The organism is Streptomyces sp. NBC_00239 (genome assembly GCF_036194065.1).
In the GTDB taxonomy this organism is placed as follows: Bacteria; Actinomycetota; Actinomycetes; order Streptomycetales; family Streptomycetaceae; genus Streptomyces.
Genome location: NZ_CP108095.1, coordinates 5,690,422 through 5,709,485 on the forward strand (window position 1 = coordinate 5,690,422; position 19,064 = coordinate 5,709,485).

At 73.6% G+C, this 19,064-nt stretch carries 16 protein-coding genes; 6 read left to right on the forward strand and 10 right to left on the reverse strand.

Going from position 1 to position 19,064, the window contains the following annotated elements; translation table 11 throughout:
- Window positions 1-65 precede the first annotated feature (65 nt).
- A complete protein-coding gene (locus OG764_RS25050; RefSeq protein WP_328970671.1) occupies window positions 66-260 on the forward strand; it encodes a hypothetical protein in 195 nt (64 codons plus the stop codon).
- On the opposite strand, the gene OG764_RS25055 is transcribed toward OG764_RS25050, so the two are convergent.
- Complete coding sequence (locus tag OG764_RS25055; RefSeq protein ID WP_328970672.1) at window positions 250-1,050, reverse strand: site-2 protease family protein; 801 nt, start codon at window positions 1,048-1,050, stop codon at window positions 250-252. The two genes, OG764_RS25050 and OG764_RS25055, sit on opposite strands and share 11 nt — an antisense overlap.
- Between OG764_RS25055 and OG764_RS25060 the strand changes: the two genes are divergently transcribed.
- A complete protein-coding gene (locus OG764_RS25060; RefSeq protein WP_328970673.1) occupies window positions 1,049-4,834 on the forward strand; it encodes an AfsR/SARP family transcriptional regulator in 3,786 nt (1,261 codons plus the stop codon). The genes OG764_RS25055 and OG764_RS25060 overlap by 2 nt on opposite strands.
- Window positions 4,835-4,869: 35 nt before the next feature.
- On the opposite strand, the gene OG764_RS25065 is transcribed toward OG764_RS25060, so the two are convergent.
- The 3 genes from OG764_RS25065 to panB all read right to left on the reverse strand — a co-directional run bounded on the left by OG764_RS25065 (window position 4,870) and on the right by panB (window position 7,789).
- The gene (locus tag OG764_RS25065; protein WP_328970674.1) at window positions 4,870-5,730 is read right to left on the reverse strand and encodes an ABC transporter permease; all 861 of its coding nucleotides are present in this window, start codon (window positions 5,728-5,730) and stop codon (window positions 4,870-4,872) included.
- Window positions 5,727-6,746, reverse strand: coding sequence for an ATP-binding cassette domain-containing protein (locus OG764_RS25070; RefSeq protein WP_328970675.1), 1,020 nt, complete (start codon window positions 6,744-6,746; stop codon window positions 5,727-5,729). Before OG764_RS25070 ends, OG764_RS25065 begins: the two co-directional genes overlap by 4 nt.
- Window positions 6,747-6,919: 173 nt before the next feature.
- Window positions 6,920-7,789 (reverse strand): 3-methyl-2-oxobutanoate hydroxymethyltransferase, encoded by an 870-nt coding sequence (panB, locus tag OG764_RS25075; protein WP_328970676.1) that lies wholly within the window; start codon window positions 7,787-7,789, stop codon window positions 6,920-6,922.
- A gap of 285 nt (window positions 7,790-8,074) precedes the next feature.
- On the opposite strand from panB, the gene OG764_RS25080 reads away from it, so the two are divergent.
- Window positions 8,075-9,103, forward strand: coding sequence for an endonuclease/exonuclease/phosphatase family protein (locus OG764_RS25080; protein ID WP_328970677.1), 1,029 nt, complete (start codon window positions 8,075-8,077; stop codon window positions 9,101-9,103).
- 32 nt (window positions 9,104-9,135) lie between these two features.
- On the opposite strand, the gene OG764_RS25085 is transcribed toward OG764_RS25080, so the two are convergent.
- The 3 genes from OG764_RS25085 to OG764_RS25095 all read right to left on the reverse strand — a co-directional run bounded on the left by OG764_RS25085 (window position 9,136) and on the right by OG764_RS25095 (window position 13,342).
- A complete protein-coding gene (locus OG764_RS25085; RefSeq protein WP_328970678.1) occupies window positions 9,136-10,890 on the reverse strand; it encodes an NAD+ synthase in 1,755 nt (584 codons plus the stop codon).
- Between the two features lie 171 nt (window positions 10,891-11,061).
- Window positions 11,062-12,672 (reverse strand): multicopper oxidase family protein, encoded by a 1,611-nt coding sequence (locus OG764_RS25090; RefSeq protein WP_328970679.1) that lies wholly within the window; start codon window positions 12,670-12,672, stop codon window positions 11,062-11,064.
- 64 nt (window positions 12,673-12,736) lie between these two features.
- Complete coding sequence (locus OG764_RS25095) at window positions 12,737-13,342, reverse strand: hypothetical protein (protein ID WP_328970680.1); 606 nt, start codon at window positions 13,340-13,342, stop codon at window positions 12,737-12,739.
- A 72-nt stretch (window positions 13,343-13,414) separates the two neighbouring features.
- On the opposite strand from OG764_RS25095, the gene OG764_RS25100 reads away from it, so the two are divergent.
- Window positions 13,415-14,122, forward strand: coding sequence for a DUF998 domain-containing protein (locus tag OG764_RS25100; protein ID WP_328970681.1), 708 nt, complete (start codon window positions 13,415-13,417; stop codon window positions 14,120-14,122).
- Window positions 14,123-14,154: 32 nt separating this feature from the next.
- On the forward strand, window positions 14,155-15,003 hold the full coding sequence (locus OG764_RS25105) for an alpha/beta fold hydrolase (protein ID WP_328970682.1): 849 nt from the start codon (window positions 14,155-14,157) through the stop codon (window positions 15,001-15,003).
- A 391-nt stretch (window positions 15,004-15,394) separates the two neighbouring features.
- Here OG764_RS25105 and OG764_RS25110 read toward each other — a convergent pair whose 3' ends face one another.
- The 3 genes from OG764_RS25110 to OG764_RS25120 all read right to left on the reverse strand — a co-directional run bounded on the left by OG764_RS25110 (window position 15,395) and on the right by OG764_RS25120 (window position 17,237).
- Window positions 15,395-16,120, reverse strand: a complete 726-nt coding sequence (locus OG764_RS25110) for a DUF305 domain-containing protein (RefSeq protein ID WP_328970683.1) — start codon at window positions 16,118-16,120, stop codon at window positions 15,395-15,397.
- A complete protein-coding gene (locus tag OG764_RS25115) occupies window positions 16,117-16,770 on the reverse strand; it encodes a DUF3105 domain-containing protein (RefSeq protein WP_328970684.1) in 654 nt (217 codons plus the stop codon). Before OG764_RS25115 ends, OG764_RS25110 begins: the two co-directional genes overlap by 4 nt.
- 65 nt (window positions 16,771-16,835) lie before the next feature.
- Window positions 16,836-17,237, reverse strand: a complete 402-nt coding sequence (locus tag OG764_RS25120; protein WP_328970685.1) for a hypothetical protein — start codon at window positions 17,235-17,237, stop codon at window positions 16,836-16,838.
- Between the two features lie 163 nt (window positions 17,238-17,400).
- Between OG764_RS25120 and OG764_RS25125 the strand changes: the two genes are divergently transcribed.
- The gene (locus OG764_RS25125; RefSeq protein WP_328970686.1) at window positions 17,401-18,762 is read left to right on the forward strand and encodes a glutamine synthetase family protein; all 1,362 of its coding nucleotides are present in this window, start codon (window positions 17,401-17,403) and stop codon (window positions 18,760-18,762) included.
- The last annotated feature ends 302 nt before the right edge of the window (window positions 18,763-19,064 follow it).

A 19,064-nucleotide genomic window follows, 5' to 3' on the forward strand; every position in this document is an offset into this window, starting at 1 on the left:
CACTGCGGGGCATGGGGGACACTGGTCGGGCAACGCCGCCCGTCCGCCGCTAGGAGCCTCCCCCCATGCCCCGCCTCGCCGTATTCGCCCTTGCCGTCTGCGTCCTCGCCGTCGCCGCAGCCGTGGTCGCCTTCGTGGAGGGCAGCTTCCTCGGGATCATCTGGGTGCTGATGGCCGGCCTGTCCTCCAACATGGCCTGGTACTACCTGCGCAAGGCGAAGGCCGAGAAGGCGGCCGCGGCCCGGTCCGTCACGAGCTGAGCTCCTCGCACACCGGGTTGGTCTCCTGCCAGAACCGGTACAGGTCGCGACCGCAGTACGACTCCAGGTCGCTCACGCCGAGGCCGCGCAGCAGTCCGTGGACCGCGTCGAAGAACACCTCGTTCACCTCGGGGATGAAGAGCACCACGAACACGGCCAGCAGGCCGAACTGCGCGTACGGCTCGACCTGCCGCCGCACCTTGTACGACAGCCACGGCTCGATCACGCCGTAGCCGTCCAGGCCCGGAACCGGCAGGAAATTCAGGATCGCGGCCGTGATCTGGAGCAGCGCCAGGAAGCCCAGGGCGAAGCGGAACGCGAACGGCACCCCGTCCAGGGCGTCCAGCCAGAACGGCGCGGTGCACACCAGAGCGAACAGCACGTTCGTCAGCGGGCCCGCGGCCGAGATCAGGCTGTGCTTCCAGCGGCCCTGGATCCGGCCGCGTTCGATGAACACCGCGCCGCCGGGCAGGCCGATGCCACCCATGATCACGAACACCACCGGCAGCACGATGCTGAGCAGCGCGTGCGTGTACTTCAGCGGATTGAGCGTCAGATAGCCCTTGGCGCCGACCGAGATGTCCCCGCCGTGCAGCGCGGTACGGGCGTGCGCGTACTCGTGCAGGCACAGCGACACCACCCACGCCGACGTGACGAACAGGAAAACGGCGAAGCCGGTGCTCGACGCGAACTCCGTCCACACCGCCCACCCCGTGACCGCCATGACGGCGGTGATGCCGAGGAAGACGGGGCTCACCCGTCGGTCACTGTGACGCGTCTGTCCACCCATGCCGCCGAACCTACCGCGCGTACGAGCCGGCGCGGCGGGCGGGGACAATGGGCCGGTGCGCTACGCGATCCTCGGCACCACCCAAGCCCTCCGCGACGACGGGACCCCCGCCGCCCTCGGCGGTCCCCGGCTGCGCGCGCTCCTCACCGTGTTCGCGGCGCGGCCCGGCCGGCCGCTCCCCACCGACCTGCTCGTCGGCGAGGTGTGGGGCGGCGACCCGCCCGCCGACGCGACGGCCGCGTTGCAGGCGCTCGTCGGGCGGCTGCGGCGGGCGCTGGGACACAGCGCCGTCGAATCCGTGGAGGGCGGCTACCGGCTGGCCGCCACCCGCGAGGACGTCGACCTGTTCCGCTTCGAACGGCTCGCGGGGGAGGGGGCGCGGGCGCTGGAGGCGGGGGCCGCCGGGGAGGCGGCCGCACGGTACGAAGAGGCGCTCGCGCTGTGGCGCGGGCCCGCGCTCGCCGATCTTCCCGACCGGTCCGCCGAGGCCGTCCGCTGGGACGCGGTGCGGCTCGACGTCAGGCGCGGCCGGCTGGCGGCGGCGCTGGCCGCCGGGGAGGCGGAGCGGGCGTTGCCCGAGCTGACCGCGCTGTGTGCGGAGCGGCCGCTGGACGAGCCGCTGCAGGGGTTGCGGATCCGTGCGTTGCGGGATGCGGGGCGGGCGGCCGAGGCGCTGGCCGCTTACGAGTCGGTCCGGCGGGAGTTGGCCGCCCGCCTGGGCACCACCCCCGGCCCCGACCTCCGATCCCTCCACACCGACCTCCTCACCCCGGCCACCCCGCCGCCCTACCCGGCTTCCCCGGCGCGCCCCCAGGCCGTGCCGTCCCACCCGCAGTCCCCTCCAGCCGCGCGGCCCCCTGGCGTACAACACCCGGCTTCTCCGGCCGACCCTGCGCAGCACCCGGCCTCTCCGGCCCACCCTGGGGCCGCCCCGCCGGCCTCCGCTGCGCAACCTCCAGCCTCGCCTGGGGGTGCCCCCGGACGGAGTCTGGGGGAGTTTGAGGCGCGGGGTTCGGGGCGGAGCCCTGAGCAACCCGGCTCCGCCGGGCACCGGGCTCCGCCCGGACCCGCGCCTCAAACGCCGGCGGGGCTGGAGGTTGCCCCCGATGCGGGGCTGGATGGTGCCCCCGAGGCGCCGGTCGGCCTGGGGGTTGCACCCGAGGCACTGGGAGCGGGCTCAGGCCGGTCGGCAGAGCTGGGAGTTGCACCCGGGGCACCGGGGGCGAGGGGTGCGGGTGGAGTGGGGGAGCGGCCCTATGGGAACGTGCGGGCTCGGCTCACGACGTTCGTGGGACGGGAGGGGGACATCGTCGCCATCGGCGACGACCTGCGCCGCGCCCGGCTCGTGACGCTGCTGGGCCCCGGCGGGGCCGGCAAGACGCGGCTCTCGCAGGAGGCCGCCGAGGCCGCCGCCCCGGCCGGCCACTGGCCGGACGGCGTCTGGCTCGCCGAACTCGCCCCCGTCGAGGACCCCGACGACGTCGCCGAGGCCGTACTCTCCACGCTCGGAGTCCGCGAGAGCTCCCGCCGCGGCGTCGCCTCCGAAGAGCTGCGCGTCCTCACCGACCGGCACGACGACGCGATGCTCCGCCTCACCGAGTACTGCGCCCGCCGCCGCATGCTGCTGCTCCTCGACAACTGCGAGCACGTCGTCGACGCCGCGGCCCGCCTCGCCGAGGACCTCCTCGCGCACTGCCCCGGCGTGCAGGTCCTCGCCACCAGCCGCGAACCCCTCGGCGTACCGGGCGAGACCCTGCGCCCCGTGGAGCCGCTGCCCGACCCGATGGCCCTGCGCCTGCTCGCCGACCGCGGCGCCGCCGCCCGGCCCGGCTTCAGCCCCGACGAGGACCCGGAGGCCGCCGCCGAGATCTGCCGCCGCCTCGACGGCCTGCCGCTCGCCATCGAACTCGCCGCCGCCCGGCTGCGGCTGCTCAGCCCGCGCCAGATCGCCGACCGCCTCGACGACCGGTTCCGGCTGCTCACCAGCGGCAGCCGCACCGTACTGCCCCGCCAGCAGACCCTGCGCGCCGTCGTGGACTGGTCCTGGGACCTCCTCGAAGAGCCCGAACGCGCCGTCCTGCGCCGTCTGTCGGTGTGCGCCGGCGGCTGCGACCTCGCCGCCGCCGAGACCGTGTGCGCCGACGGCGACACCCTCGACCCGCTCGACGTCGCCGACGTCCTCGGCTCGCTCGTCGACAAGTCCCTGGTGGTGGCCGCTGCCGGCGCCGGCGGCGAGATGCGCTACCGGCTCCTCGAGACGGTCGGCGAGTACGCCGCCGAACGCCTCGACGCGGCCGGCCCCGACCGCGCCGCCACCGAGCGGCGCCACCTCGTCCACTACCGCGAACTCGCCCGCCGAACCGAACCCCTGCTGCGCGGCCGCACCCAGCGCGCCGCCGCCGCCCTGCTGCGCACCGAGTACGAGAACCTCCGCACCGCCTTGCGCCGGGCCGCCGCCGCCCGCGACGAGGGCGAGATGATGTGCCTGGTCCACTCGATGGTCTGGTACTGGCACATGCACGATCTGCGCGCGGAATCCCGGCACTGGTCCCGGGCGGCCGCCGCCCTCGGCCCGGACCCGTTCGCCCCGCCGGTGGCCCCCGTGCCACCCGTGCACGAGCAGGTCGTCGACTCGGCCCCGCCCTACGCCGGGGAGCTGCTCGCGGAGGCCCGGCGCGGCATCCGCCTCATCGAACTGGCCTCCCGCGACCAGAGCACTGCCGACTGGCAGTCCCCGGAGGTCCGGGCGCTGATCCAGGGCATCGTCTCCGCCTACCGGCCCGGTCTGCCGCAGCTCTGCCGCAACCCCGGCGGGCTGTGGTTCTACGCCGTCATGATCGCGGGCGACGCCGGCCTGCTCAAGGAGGTCATCGACGCCAACGTCGAGGCCTGCCGCGCCTTCGGCTACACCTGGGACCTCGCCTCGGCCCTCCAGTTGCGCGCCAACGTCCTGGCCAACAGGGCCGACTGGGTCGGCAGCGCCACCAGGGACGCCGAGGAGAGCCTCGCGCTGTTCGCGGACCTCGGCGACGACTGGGGCTGCGCCGAAGCGCTCTCCGCCCGCGGCGAGGCCCGAGAACGCCGCGGCGAGTTCGCCGCTGCCGCCGAGGACTTCCGCGCCGCCGGTGAGTACGCCCGCCGGCTCGGGGCCGAGGCCCAGGAGACGGTGCTGCGGGTACGGCTGGCCGGGGTGCTCGCCGAACTCGGCGAGGGCGAGGAGGCCGAGGAGATCCTCGCGGAAGTGGTGGCCACCCGGCAGCAGTTCGGCAACGAGGCGATGCCCGCGGCCCGGATGTTCCTGGCCACCCGGCTGGCGCGTACCGGCCGCACCGGCGAGGCCCGCGCCCAGCTCCGGTCCCTGCGCGACGAGTTCGCCTTCGGCGCGTACGCCATCTTCGACGGTTTCCTCCTCGGCATGATGGCCTGGCTGGACAACCTCGAAGGCCGGTACGAGGACGCCCTGCCCTCGCTGCGGCAGGCGATGGAGGCCGCGGCCGACCCGCTGGTCCAGATGGTGGCGCCGCAGATGCCGGCCGTCTACCTGATGACCGCGGCCGGTTCCCTCGCCGGGCTCGGCGGCGTGGAGCGGGCCCGTGACGCGGCCCGCCTGCTGGGCGCGTACCGGGCCCTGCTGCCGGCGGGGCACTTCCCCACTCTGATCGAACGCGAAGGGTCCGCCGTGGCAGAGGAGGGGGCGAGGCTGCAGCTCGGCGACGCCGCGTACGAGGCCGCGTACGCCGAAGGCGGCGCCCTCACCCTGGAGGAGGCCGCCGCCCTCGTCTGACCCGGATCCTCCGGGACGCGATCCGGAGGGCCGGATCAGGTCTTCTTGCGGAACTTGGCGACCGCCAGCGGGGCCGTCACCACGGTGATCAGCACCGTCCAGCCGAGGGTCATCCACACCGAGTGGGCGACCGGCCCGCCGTTGATGAGGTTCCGGGCCGCGTCGGCCAGGTTGGACAGCGGGTTGTAGTCGGTGAAGCTCTGCAGCCAGCCGGGCATCGAGGACGGCGGGCTGAAGATCGAGCTGCCGAACTGCAGCGGCATCAGGACCAGCATCGCGACGCCCTGGACGGCCTGGGCCGTCTTCATGGTCAGACCGAGCAGGATGAAGATCCACATCAGCGAGGCGCCGAAGACCATCGACAGGCCGACCGCGGCGAACAGGTCGAGCACCGAGGTCTTGACCTCCAGGCCCAGCATGAAGCCCATGCCGAGCAGGATGGCGGTGGCGATGAGCATCCGGCCGATCTCGACCACGATCTTCGCGATGAGGACCGAGGAACGGGCGATCGGCATGGACCGGAACCGGTCCATCACGCCCTTCTGGAAGTCCTCGTTGACGCCCGTGCCCACCGCCATGGCGATGTTCAGGCCCATCATCGCCATCATGCCGGGCACCAGGTAGTTGACGTAGGCGTCCTGGTTGCCCTTGCCCGCGATCGCCCCGCCGAAGACGTACACGAACAGCAGGATGAAGACGATCGGCATGAGGACGACCTCGAAGATCGACTCGGGGTTCGCCTTGATCTGGAGGGCGTTGCGGCGCGACAGGGCCGCGATGTGGCGCAGGTTGGCCCGCAGGCCGATCTTGCCCTCGCCGGCCGGCGACCGGTCGGGGGCGGGGGAGCCGGGGGCCGCGCTGCCGCGCACCGGCGCACTGGTAGTCGTCGTGCTCATGCTGCGACCTCCTCGGCCTTGTGGTTGACGTCTTCCGCGGAGGCGCTGCGGTGGCCGGTGATGGCCAGGAACACCTCGTCGAGGCTGGGCAGGTACGTGCTCACGTCCGTGATGCCGTACCCGCGGGCGCCCAGCAGGCCCACCACCGCGGTCAGCTGCTCGTCGCTGAGGATCGGGACCAGCAGCGCGCCCTCGTCCGGCACGGCCTGAGAGCCCGCGGGCCCGTCGAGTCCGGCCTCGGACAGCGCCCGCGCCATGGCCGGCAGATCGGCGGCGTCGGCGGGCCGGACCCGCAGCGTGCGGCCGCCCACCCGGGCCTTCAGCTCGTCGACCTTGCCCTTGGCGATGACCTTGCCGCGGTCGATGACCGTCAGCTCGCTCGCCAGCTGCTCGGCCTCCTCCATGTACTGGGTCGTGAGCAGGACCGTCGCGCCCTCGGCGACCAGCCGGTGGACCTCGTCCCACACCTCGTTGCGGGTGCGGGGGTCGAGGCCGGTGGTCGGCTCGTCCAGGTAGATCACGGCCGGGTGCCCGATCAGGGAGGCCGCGAGGTCCAGACGGCGGCGCATGCCGCCGGAGTACATCCCGGCCACCTTCTTCGCCGCGTCGGTCAGCGAGAAGCGCTCCAGCATCTCGTCGGCCCGCTTGCGGGCGTCCTTGCGGGACAGGTCGAGCAGCCGCCCGATCATGTACAGGTTCTCCCAGCCGGACAGCCTCTCGTCCACGGAGGCGTACTGGCCGGTCAGGCCGATGGTGCGGCGCAGCTGGCGGGGCTGGCGGACCACGTCGTACCCGGCGACGGTGGCGGTGCCCGCGTCCGGGACGATCAGGGTGGACAGGCAGCGCACCAGGGTCGTCTTGCCTGCGCCGTTGGGGCCGAGCACCCCGAGGACCGTGCCCTCGCGGACGTCCAGGTCGACCCCGTCGAGGGCCTTGGTCTCGCCGTAGTGCTTGACCAGTCCCCGCACCTCCACGGCGTGGGCGCCGCTGCCGGCCTTGTCATCGATTCGCGTCATGCCCCCTATGGGACCAGCCGCCACCGACAACGCACCGACAAGCCGCCTATACGACCGCCTACGGCCCGCCGACAGCTGTCGGCGGGCCGTAGGGATCACGACACGATCACCCGATCACCCGAGGGTCGGCGCACTGACCGCCGACGTGACCGCCGCAGGAACCGGTGCGGTGATCAGTGGAAGCTGTGCTCCTCCTGCGGGAACGATCCGCCGGACACGTCCGCGGCGAAGGCCTTCGCCGCGTCGCCCATGGTCTGGCGCAGGTTCGCGTACTGCTTCACGAAGCGCGGCAGCTTGCCCGCCGTCAGGCCCATCATGTCCGTCCACACCAGCACCTGCGCGTCGCACTCCGCGCCCGCGCCGATCCCCACGGTCGGGATGTGCAGGGAGCGGGTCACCTCGGCGGCCAGCTCGGCCGGCACCAGCTCCAGGACCACCGCGAAGGCGCCCGCGTCCTGCGCGGCCTTGGCGTCGCGCAGCAGCTGGTGGGCGGCCTCGTCGGAACGCCCCTGCACCCGGTAGCCCATGGCGTTCACGGACTGCGGGGTCAGCCCCAGGTGGGACATGACCGGGATGCCCGACTGCACGATCAGCTCGGTCTGGGCCAGCGAGCGCTCGCCGCCCTCCAGCTTGACCGCGCCCACGCCCGCCTCCTTGACCAGCCGGGTCGCGCTGCGCAGCGCCTGCACGGCCCCTTCCTGGTACGAGCCGAACGGCAGGTCGCCGACGATCAGGGCGCGCTTGGTGCCGCGCACCACGGCCGCCGACAGCAGGGTCATCTCGTCGAGGGTCACCGGCACGGTGGTCTCGTAGCCGAGGTGACAGTTGCCCATCGAGTCGCCGACGAGGATGACCGGGATGCCCGACTCGTCGAAGACGGAGGCGGTCATCGCGTCGTAGGCGGTGAGCATGGGCCACTTCTCGCCGCGCTCCTTGGCGGTGGCCAGGTCGCGGATGGTGATCCGGCGGGCGGTGGTGCCCCCGTACAGGGACAGGGCCGCCTTCGGGCCGGTTGCCTGGGCAGGCGAAACGGCATGCGTCATTGCAACTGCTCCTTGTGTCATCTCGAGGCACCCTTACGGCGTCCCCGGACTTCACTCCCCATGGTGGCATCCTGCGGAGGAAAGCAGGAAGGCGGAGACGGACGTGGCCTCGCACACGCATCGAGAACCGCTCGAATATGCGCGTTTCGTTACAAGGGGAACCTGTGCCGCCGCTCTTGCCGTCCTCGCTGCCGAACAGCCGTACCGGACGGCAGGCAAGACGCTGATCATCGCCTAGGGTCGAGGGCGGCGACAGTACGCGAGCAAAGCAGTGAGGGCAGAGGCATGGCACAGGCGTACATGACGGAGACGGGGAACGGCGGCTCGGGGGACGAGCCCACCGGATCCCGGTTCCGGCGCCGGCTGGCCGAGCTGCGCCGGGATCCGGGCATCTGGCGGCGCGGGATCGTGACCGGCGCGGTGGCCCTCGTGGTCGCCCTGGTGATGGTCCTCCACGCACGGCTCCCGAACACCGTCGGCAACACCGGCAGCCTCATCGAGACGTTCCTGCCCTGGCTGGGCCTGTTCGTCCCGGTCCTGCTGGTGGTGGGCGCGCTGCGCCGCTCCGCCACCGCGCTGCTGGCCGTCGCGGTGCTCGCCGGGGTGTGGCTGAACTTCTTCGGCGGCCTGGTCACCGACAAGTCCGGCGGCGGCGGCAACCTCATGGTCGCCACCCACAACGTCGACGCCGACAACCCCGACCCGCAGGGCACCGCCCGCAAGATCGCCGGCTCCGGCGCCGACGTGCTCGCTCTGACGGAGCTCAAGGCGGGCGCCGTGTCCGGCTACGCCGAGGTCCTCGCGGACGCGTACAAGTACCACGCCGTCGAGGGCACGGTCGGGATCTGGAGCAAGTACCCGCTGAGCGCGAGCCGGCCCGTCGACATCAAGATGGGCTGGACCCGGGCCATGCGCGCCACCGTCGACACCCCGCAGGGCCCGATCGGCGTGTACGTGGCCCACCTGCCGTCCGTACGGGTCAAGCTCAACGCCGGTTTCACCGCCAACCAGCGCGACAACAGCGCGGACGCCCTCGGGCACGCGCTCGCCGCCGAACCGCTGGAGCGGGTGGTCCTGCTCGGCGACCTCAACGGCACGATGAACGACCGCGCGCTGTCGCCGGTGACCTCGCAGATGCGCTCCACGCAGGGCGCGGCGGGCGACGGCTTCGGCTTCAGCTGGCCGGCCGGGTTCCCGATGGCCCGGATCGACCAGATCATGGTCCGCGGCGTCACCCCCGAGGCCTCCTGGACCCTGGGCCGCACGGGCAGCGACCACCTGCCCGTCGCCGCCCGCCTCACGGTCCGCCCGTAGGCCGTCCAGCCGTCCAGCACCCCGTACGGGGGCTACGCCCGCTCGCGCCAGCCGTTGGTGATCGGCAGCCGGCGGTCCTTGCCGAAGCCCTTGCGGGAGATCTTCGTGCCCGGCGGGTACTGGCGCCGCTTGTACTCGGCGGTGTCCACCATCCGCACGGTCTTCGCGACCAGCTCGCGGTCGAAGCCGGCCGCGACGATCTGCTCCAGGCCCTGGTCCCGGTCCACGTACAGGTCGAGCACCGCGTCGAGCACCGGGTAGTCCGGCAGCGAGTCCGTGTCCACCTGTCCGGGACGCAGCTCGGCGCTCGGCGGCTTCCCGATCGAGTTCTCCGGGATCGGCGGGACCTCGCCGCGCTCCGCGGCGGCCGCGTTGCGCCACTTCGCGAGCCGGAAGACGTCCGTCTTGTAGACGTCCTTGATGGGCCCGTACGCGCCGACCGCGTCGCCGTACAGCGTGGAGTAGCCCACCGCCAGCTCGGACTTGTTGCCCGGGGCCAGCACGAGGTGGCCCTCCTGGTTGGAGACGGCCATCAGCATCGTGCCGCGCAGCCGGGCCTGGAGGTTCTCCTCGGCGAGACCGGTCAGGCCCAGCGAGCCCATGTACGCGTCGAACATCGGCACGATCGGGACCGTGCGGAGGTTCAGCCCGGTGCGGCGCGCCAGCTCGGCCGCGTCCCCCTGCGAGTGGTCGGAGGAGTACTTGGAGGGCATCGAGATGCCGTACACGTTCGCCGCGCCCAGCGCGTCGCAGGCCACGGCGGCGACCAGCGCCGAGTCGATGCCTCCGGAGAGCCCGATCAGGACCGACCGGAAGCCGTTCTTGCGGACGTACGCGCGCAGCCCCGTGACCAGCGCCTCGTAGATCTCGGCGTCGTCGTCGAGGCGTTCGGCGTAGCCGCCGGTGACGACCGGCTCGTACGCCGGCAGCGGCTCCTCGGAGAGCACGACCCGGTCGATCCGCAGCCCGTCGTCGACTGTGCCCGTGGGCGCGTCGGCGGCGGCCGCCGGCAGCTCCAGGTCGACGAGCACGCAGCCCTCGGAGAACTGCGGGGCGCGCGCGATCACCGCGCCGTCCTTGTCGACGACGATCGAGTCGCCGTCGAAGACCAGCTCGTCCTGGCCGCCGGTCATCGCCACGTACGCGAGGGTGCATCCGGCTTCCTGGGCCCGCTTGCGGACCAGGTCGAGGCGGACGTCGTCCTTGTTGCGCTCGTAAGGGGAGGCGTTGATCGAGACGAGCAGCCCGGCCCCGGCGGAGCGGGTGGCCGGCACCCGGCCGCCGTCCTGCCAGAGGTCCTCGCAGATGGCCAGCGCCACGTCCACGCCGTGTACGCGGACCACCGGCTGGGTGTCGCCGGGCACGAAGTACCGGAACTCGTCGAACACGCCGTAGTTCGGCAGGTGGTGCTTGGCGAAGCGGAGTACGACGGAGCCGCGGTGCAGCACGGCGGCGGCGTTCAGCGGGGAGCCGGCGGGCCGGCCGAGCCGGGGCCGGGCCTGCTCGGCGCGGTCGAGGTAGCCGACGACGACGGGCAGGTCGCCGAACCCCTCGGCGGCGAGCCGGGCGGCGAGGCCGGTCAGCGCGGTGCGGGAGGCCTCGACGAAGGATTCACGCAGGGCGAGGTCCTCGACGGGGTAGCCGGTCAGCACCATCTCGGGGAACGCCACCAGGTGGGCGCCCTGCTCGGCGGCGTGCCGGGTCCAGTGGACGACCGAGTCGGCGTTGGCGGCGATGTCGCCGACGTGCGAGTCGATCTGATTCAGCGCGAGGCGTAGTTGAGGCACGCCCGCCAGTGTAATCGTCTTTCTGACGCGATGTCCTGGGCGGAGCGTGCTTTTCGCGCCGCGGGCGGGGTGTTCGCGCTGCGCGTGGGGCGGGGGAGGGGGTCCGGCCCGGCCGCGGGGCGGGGGTGGCCGCGGGGCGGCCGGGCCGGGGTGGGCGGTGTGGCCGGACGGTCAGCTGCGGTAGCCGAGCACCGTCATCATCCCGGCCTCCGCGTGGTAGACGTTGTGGCAGTGGATCATCCACAGGCCCGGGTTGTCGGCGTCGAAGTCCACGGTCAGCGTCCCGTTCGGCAGCACGACCGCGGTGTCCTTGCGGGCCCCGCCGCGCGCGTGGGCCAGCCCGAAGGTGTGGCCGTGCAGGTGCACCGGGTGCCACATCGCGGTCGCGTTCGAGAACACCAGCCGGACCCGCTCGCCGGCCTCGACCGGATGCCGCTGGTCCGCCCGGTAGGGGGCGCCGTCGAAGGCCCAGTCGTACTTCTCCATCCCGCCGGTGAGCCGGATCTTCACGGTGCGGTCCGGGGCCCGCTCCGGCAGGGCGACCGCGGCGGCGGCCCGCAGCCGGTCGGCGGTCAGCGGGCGGGCGGCCAGCTCGGCGGGCCGGACGCCGGCCGCCGGGGCCGCGCCGCCGCCGGTGCGCAGCAGGGCGAGGGCGGTGCGGTCCTTGCCCTCGGCGAGCGCCGTCAGCGGGAACACCCCGTCCCCGGCGGTGACGAGCACGTCGTACCGCTCGCCCATGCCGAGCAGCAGCGAGCGGGTCTTCGCGTGCGTGACGGGGTAGCCGTCGGTGTGGGTGACCGTCATCTCGTGGCCGCCGAGCGCGACCCGGAAGGCGGTGTCGCCGCCGGCGTTGACGATCCGCAGCCGGATCCGGTCGCCCGGGCGGGCCGCGAACACCGTCGGATCCTCCGGGGTGCGCCCGTTGACCAGGTAGTGCGGGTAGGCGACGTCGCCCGCATCGGCGCCGAGCACGTCGCTGGCGGCGCCCATCATGACCCGGGACGGGCCGCCGCCGGCGCTGCCGCTCGGGGCGGGGGCGGGAGCGGCGCCGTGTCCGGCGTGGCCGCCGGCCATGCCCTTGGACAGCTCGGCCAGCACCGCGTCGGGCGTGGAGCCGTCGACCCCGTCCACCCAGTCGTCCAGGACCACCACCCATTCCTTGTCGTACGCGAGCGGCTCGCGGGGGTCCTCGACGATCAGCGGGGCGTAGAGGCCGCGGTCCTGCTGGACGCCGGAGTGCGGGTGGAACCAGTACGTGCCCGGGTGCGCCACCTTGAACCGGTACGCGAACGAGCCGCCGGGCCGGATGTCCTGCTGGGTCAGGCCGGGCACGCCGTCCATGTCGTTGCGCAGCGCGAGGCCGTGCCAGTGCAGGGAGGTGGCCTGCGGGAGGTGGTTGGCGAGGGTGAGCGCCAGGGTGTCGCCCGCGGTGACGCGGACCTCCTGGCCGGGCAGCCGGTCCCCGTACGCCCACGACTTGACGGTGCGTCCGGCGCCGAGGTCGATCGGGGTGGGGGTGGCGGTGAGCCGGACCTCGCGGACCCGGCCGCCGGAACCGCGCGCGGCCTCGGCGGCCAGGACCTCCTTGCCGTTCGGCGTCACGTAGCCGGCCGGCGTGGCGGCGGGGGAGGCACCGTGGGCGTGGCCCGGGGCCCCGTGGTCCATGGAGCCGTGGCCCGTGCCGGAGCCGTCGGAACAGGCGCCGAGCAGCCCGCTGCCGGCCACGGCGAGACCGGCGCCGAGCAGGGTGCGGCGGGTGTGGTGGGTGTGAAGAGAGCGCATGGGAGCACCTCGTTGTGGTGAGTGGGGTGATGCGGAGGGACGGGCGCGGGCTGAACCGGCCCTCCTATACGCGCAGCGCCACCAGCTTCACGAGGGTCTTGCGGGGCGGCGGGGATTCCGGGCGCGTCCACCGGACCTGCGCGGCCGCCCGGCCGCCGCCGACACCCCCGCGCCCGACCCCGGCACGCCGCCCGACCCCGAGCGCGAACACCGCCCCGAGACCCGCGAGCACGGCGAGACACAGGCTCATGGGGTCCATGTCCATGTCCATGTCCATGCCGGTGCCGGTGCCGGTGCCGGTCTGGGCGAGGGCGTGGGTCAGGGCGCGGGTATCGGCTGCGCCGGGGAAGGCGGCGGTGGCCGAGGCGTGGTGCGGTGAGTGGGTGCGCGCCACGAGTGCCTGAGCCTGGGCCTGAGTCGATCCCTGCGTCCGTGTCTGCGCCTGGGCCGGTGCTTGCGGCCGCGCCGGAGAGTGGTGGGCAACGGAAGTGGCCGGGAGTGCGTCTTCCCCGGTGGCGCGCGGAGTCGTGGCCGGGGTCGTGGGCGTGGGCGCGTGCGCCTGGGCCGGGTGCCCCAGCGTGTGCATCGCGGCGATGCCCAGCAGCAGCGCGGCGAGCAGCAGCAACCGGGGCCACCGGGCGGCGGCTCGCGGATCTGCCGGGGGCGTCATGCGCCGAACCCTACCCCGGGTGGGTATCCGGGACCAGGTTCAACCCCCGCCCTGAGTAGGATTGATCCCATTATGTCCCTCACTGGTACGCGGCCCGTCGCCGCCCTCATCGGCCTCGGCGCGGCCACGTACACCGCCTGGGTGCTCGAAGTCGTCTTCTCCACCGGGCTCAACCCCGTCGAGACGTACGTCAGTGAGCTCGCCGCCCAGGACCAGCCGCTCGGCGGCCTGTTCCGGGCCACGGACTTCACCGCCGGCGTGCTGGTCCTCGCCGGCTCCCTGCTCGCGCTGCTGCGGCTGGCCGAAGTGCCCGAGGCGCGCCGCCCCTGGTCCCTGACCGGCTGGTGCGGGCTCGCCCTGTTCGGCGCCGCGACCGCCGCCGACGCGTGGCTGCCGCTCAGCTGCAAGCCCACCGTCGACCCGGAGTGCGCCGCCCGCGAGACCGCGGGCCTGGTCCCCGCCACCCACCAGGCACACGCCATCAGCTCCAGCCTCGCCATGTGCGGCGCGCTGGCCGGCATCGTGGCCCTCACCGTCGCGGCCCGCCGCTACCGCTGGTGGCCGCCGCTGGCCCGGTTCGGCCCGGCGCTCGTCATGCTGGAACTCGCCGCCACCGTCTGGACCCTGACCGCCATCGCGCTGTTCAGCGCCGGACACGGCACCTGGGCGCTGGGCGCCGGCCAACGCCTCCAGGTGCTCCTCGTCGCCCTCTGGCTCGGCGTCCTCGCCTGCGCGCTGGCCGCGGACCGCACCCCGCCCCGCCCCGGCCCCCGACCGTGACCCCGGCCCACGACCCCGCCCCCGGCGGGCGCGTGCGTGAGGGGTTCGTGCGGGTCGGCGGGGTGCCGCTGCACATACGGGTCGAGGGGGTCGGGCCGGTCTGTGTGCTCAGCGCCGGGCTCGGGCTCGCCTGGTTCGACTGGGACGCCGTCGTCCCGCTACTGGCCCCGCACCGCACGGTGGTCAGGTTCGACCGGCCCGGCCACGGGCTCAGCGCCTCGGCCGCCCCCGCCGGCGCGGTCGGCGAGGCGCACCGGATCGCCGGGCTCCTCGACGCGCTCGGGCCCGCGCTGCCGCCGGGACCGGTCACCGTGGTCGGCCACTCACTCGCCGGCCTTCACGCGGAGGCCTTCGCCCGCCTCTACCCGGCCCGCACCGCCGCGCTCGTGCTCGTCGACAGCAGCGTGGAGGAGCGCCGGCCGTACGCGCCCGCGCCGGCGCTGCGCACGGCCGGCGCCCGGGTGCTGGGCGGGGCCCTGACCGCGGCCGGGCTGCCCGCCGCCCTGGGGCCGCTCGCCCGCCGGGCCGTGGTCCGGGCCGGGCGGACCGGCGGGCCCGACCCGGCCCCGCGGGAGCTCGTACGCCGCTGCTACCGGACCGGGAGGGTCTGGCGGGGCGCCCTCCGCGAGAACGCCCGCTACGCCGACACCGCCGCCGGGCTTCTCGCGCTGCGACGCGGCCGCCGTCCGCTGCGGGCGCCGGTCCGCGTGCTCGCGGCGTACGACGGGTCCGGGGGGCGGGGCGCGGTGCGGTGGCTGGCGCGGCAGGCGGCGCTCGCCGAGGCGCTGGGCGCGCGCCTTGAGGTGGTTGCGCCGGCGGGTCACCTGCTCATGCTGGACCGCCCGGACCGCGTGGCACGAGCGGTACTCGCCCCGCCCTGACCGGCCGCGCGCTCGCGCGACTCCAGCCCGCCGGCCGGCCGTGACGCGCGCATCCAGCCTTGGCGGCTGGCCGTGACGCGCTCTTCAGCCCCGCGGGCGCGTGAGGGGCAACACCCAGCCTCGCCGGCGTTTGAGGCGCGGGTCCGGGCGGAGCCCGGTTCCCGGCACCCGCCGGGTTGCAGTCCCGGGGCTCCGCCCCAGACCCCGCGCCTCGAACGCCGGCGAGGCTGGATGTTGCCGCAGGCAACGCTGGCAGAGGTTGCGCGCCAGGGCTGGGGCTGGGGCCGGGGCATACGGGCGTACGGGTGAGGAGGTCGCCCTCCTCACCCGTGGGCCCGTAGGGCCCGTGGCCCGTAAGCCCGCAGCCCCGCAAGGCCGTAAGGGCACGGCGCTACGCGCGGGGTTTTGCGCCTCGGGCGTTGAGGAGCATGGCCATCAGGTCCAGTTCGGACTGCTGGCCCGCCACCATCCCGCGCGCGAGGTCCCGTTCGACGGGCGTCGTGCACAGGGTGGCGCAGCCCCAGGCCATCTGGATGCCGCCCTTGTGGTGGTCGGTCATCAGCTGGAGGTAGAGCACCTCCGCCGCCTTGCCGTCCGCCTTGGCGAGCGCGGCCAGCTCCGCCTTGGTGGCCATGCCGGGCATCAGCGCGCCCGCCTTGGCCGTCGGCGCACCGGAGCCGCCGTGGCCGCCGTGGGCGCCCTGGCCGCCGTGCCCGGCCGCACCGCCTTCACCGCCGCCGCCCTTGACGCCCGGGGCGTCCCCGGCGTCGCCCGACGCCATCCACGCCATCGGCTCCTGCGCCGGCGCGACCTTCGGCAGGGACCACATGTCCAGCCAGCCCAGCATCATGCCGCGCTGGTTGGCCTGGGTGTTGGCGATGTCGTAGGCGAGGCGCCGGACCTCCGGGTCCGCCGTGCGGTCGCGGACGATGAAGGACATCTCCACGGCCTGCTGGTGGTGCACGGACATGTCCCGGGCGAAACCGGCGTCGGCCGAGTCCCCGTCCGGGAGCTTCGCCGCGGGGTCCGCCGCGCTGTTCGCGGTGACGGCTGCCGTCCCCGCGAACAGCAGGGCGAGGACGACGGCCGCGATGGCCGCCCAGTGCGTACGGGTCACTGCTGGGCCAGCCCGCCCGTGCACGCGGCGCCCGGCTCGGGGGTCTGCGGGCCCTGCACGTACTTGCTGAAGAACTGGTTCACCCGCGGGTCGCTCGCGCTGTCCACGGTGACCTGCTTGCCCCAGGCGCTGAGCATGATCGCGCCCGTCTGGTCCTTCACCGGGCTGATCAGCGTGTAGGGGGTCTTCGCGACCTTCTCCTCCAGCTTCTTCACCTCGGCCTCGGGCGCCTTGTCGTTGTACGAGACCCAGACCGCGCCGTGCTCCAGCGAGTGGACGGCGTTCTCCTTGGCCAGCGGCTTCTTGTAGACGTCGCCGTCGCAGTTCATCCACACCTGGTGGTGGTCGCCGCCCACCGGCGGGTTCATCGGGTACGAGACCGCCTTGGTGACGTGGTTGCGGCCCAGCTTCTTCGCGTCCCAGCTCTGCTCACCGGTGACGGGCGCCTTGGCGGCCTCCTCGGCGGCCTCCTTCTTGTCCGACTCCTTGTTCAGCACGTACGCGCCGAAACCGACGAGGCCGGCGACGACCGCGGCGGAGACGGTGATCGCGAGGATCTTGTTGCGCCGTTCCCGGGACTGCTCGGCCTTGCGCATCTCGGCTATGCGGGCCTTGCGGGAGTTGTCGGTGCTGGCGGGCTTGGTGGCCATGGCTGCTGTTGTCCTTGTCCTACTCGAAAGGGGGGTGGGGTGGAGCGGGCGGTGCGGCGGCGGACTCACGTCCGCAGCACTTGAAGGACATGCAGGTCGGGGGCGCGGGCGAGGGGCTGCGGCGGCAGCACCCGGCTCACCGGGCGGGGCATCGGCACCGGGGCCGGCGGGCCGGCCGCCGGGGCGGCCGGCAGCGGCACGGTCAGGACGGCCGGCGTGCCGTGTACGAAGCCCGAGCAGCCGGGCATGCCGCCGGGGCAGTCGTACGCGCCGTGCCCCGGGGACGACGGGGACGACGGCGACGACGGGTGCGACAGCACGGCCGTCGCGGCACGGTCCGAGCCCGTCCCGTGCCCGGCGACGGGGCGCGCGCACAGGAAGAGGGCCGCCACGAGGGTCGCCAGAGCGCACGCCAGAGCGACCGGTCGCACGACGCGCCGGTGGCCGATGTGATCCCTGCCCCCCATGGCCGCAGATGGTAATGCGCGTGACGCTCCGACGGTCAGAGCGGGGGTGTCACAGCCGCGAGGGGGCCCGTAATGTGGCCGAAACCACCGGCCGCGATACTGGGTCGGCTCCCTGACGCCCCGCTGGTGGTGCACAGGCCGTCTGAACTGCGAGGATGAAGGCATGGACAAGCAGCAGGAATTCGTCCTCCGGACGCTTGAAGAGCGCGACATCCGCTTCGTGCGCCTGTGGTTCACCGATGTGCTCGGCTTCCTCAAGTCGGTCGCCGTCGCCCCCGCCGAGTTGGAGCAGGCGTTCGACGAAGGCATCGGCTTCGACGGCTCCGCGATCGAGGGCTTCGCCCGGGTCTACGAGTCCGACATGATCGCCAAGCCGGACCCGAGCACGTTCCAGATACTGCCGTGGCGCGCGGAGGCCCCGGGCACCGCCCGGATGTTCTGCGACATCCTGATGCCGGACGGCTCGCCGTCCTTCGCGGACCCGCGCTTCGTCCTCAAGCGCATCCTCGCCAAGACCTCCGACCTGGGCTTCACCTTCTACACCCACCCGGAGATCGAGTTCTTCCTGCTGAAGGACAAGCCGCTGGACGGCACCCGCCCGGTGCCCGCCGACAACTCCGGCTACTTCGACCACACCCCGCAGAACGTGGGCATGGACTTCCGCCGCCAGGCGATCACCATGCTCGAATCGATGGGGATCTCCGTCGAGTTCAGCCACCACGAGGGCGCCCCGGGCCAGCAGGAGATCGACCTGCGCTACGCCGACGCGCTCTCCACCGCCGACAACATCATGACCTTCCGCCTGGTCATGAAGCAGGTCGCGCTGGAGCAGGGCGTCCAGGCCACCTTCATGCCCAAGCCGTTCTCCGAGTACCCGGGCTCGGGCATGCACACCCACCTCTCCCTCTTCGAGGGCGACCGCAACGCGTTCTACGAGTCGGGCTCCGAGTACCAGCTCTCCAAGGTCGGCCGTTCCTTCATCGCGGGCCTGCTCAAGCACGCGGCGGAGACCGCGGCCGTCACCAATCAGTGGGTCAACTCCTACAAGCGCATCTGGGGCGGCTCCTCCCGCACCGCCGGCTCCGGCGGCGAGGCCCCCTCGTACATCTGCTGGGGACACAACAACCGCTCGGCGCTCATCAGGGTCCCGATGTACAAGCCGGGCAAGACCGGCTCGGCCCGGGTCGAGGTCCGCTCGATCGACTCCGGCGCCAACCCGTACCTGACGTACGCGGTCCTGCTCGCCGCCGGCCTCAAGGGCATCGAGGAGGGTTACGAACTCCCGCCGGGCGCCGACGACGACGTCTGGGCCCTCTCCGACGCCGAACGCCGCGCCATGGGCATCGAACCGCTGCCGCAGAACCTCGGCGAGGCGATTGCGCTCATGGAGCGCAGTGAGCTCGTCGCCGAGACGCTCGGCGAGCACGTGTTCGACTTCTTCCTGCGGAACAAGAAGCAGGAGTGGGAGGAGTACCGCTCCGAGGTCACCGCCTTCGAGCTGCGCAAGAACCTTCCGGTGCTGTAGGCGGGGGCGGGCCGGGCCGTACGGGTCCGCGGCCGAGGGCCGGGTAGCGGGCTCTGCCCGGACCCGCGCCTCAAACGCCGGCGGGGCTGGGGGTCGCTCTGCGCGCCGACTAGCCGGTCGGGAGGCCGCCCCGCGCGCACCGGTCGGTCGGAGGCTGCCCTGCGCTGGGACCGGGCGGTCCGTCGGAGGTTGCCCCTCGTGTCGACTGGTCGGTCGGAGGCCGCCCCTCGCGCCGATCGGTCGGTCGGAGGTCTCACCGCGTGGGAACCGGTCGGTCCGTCGGCGGTTGCCCCGCGCGCGCA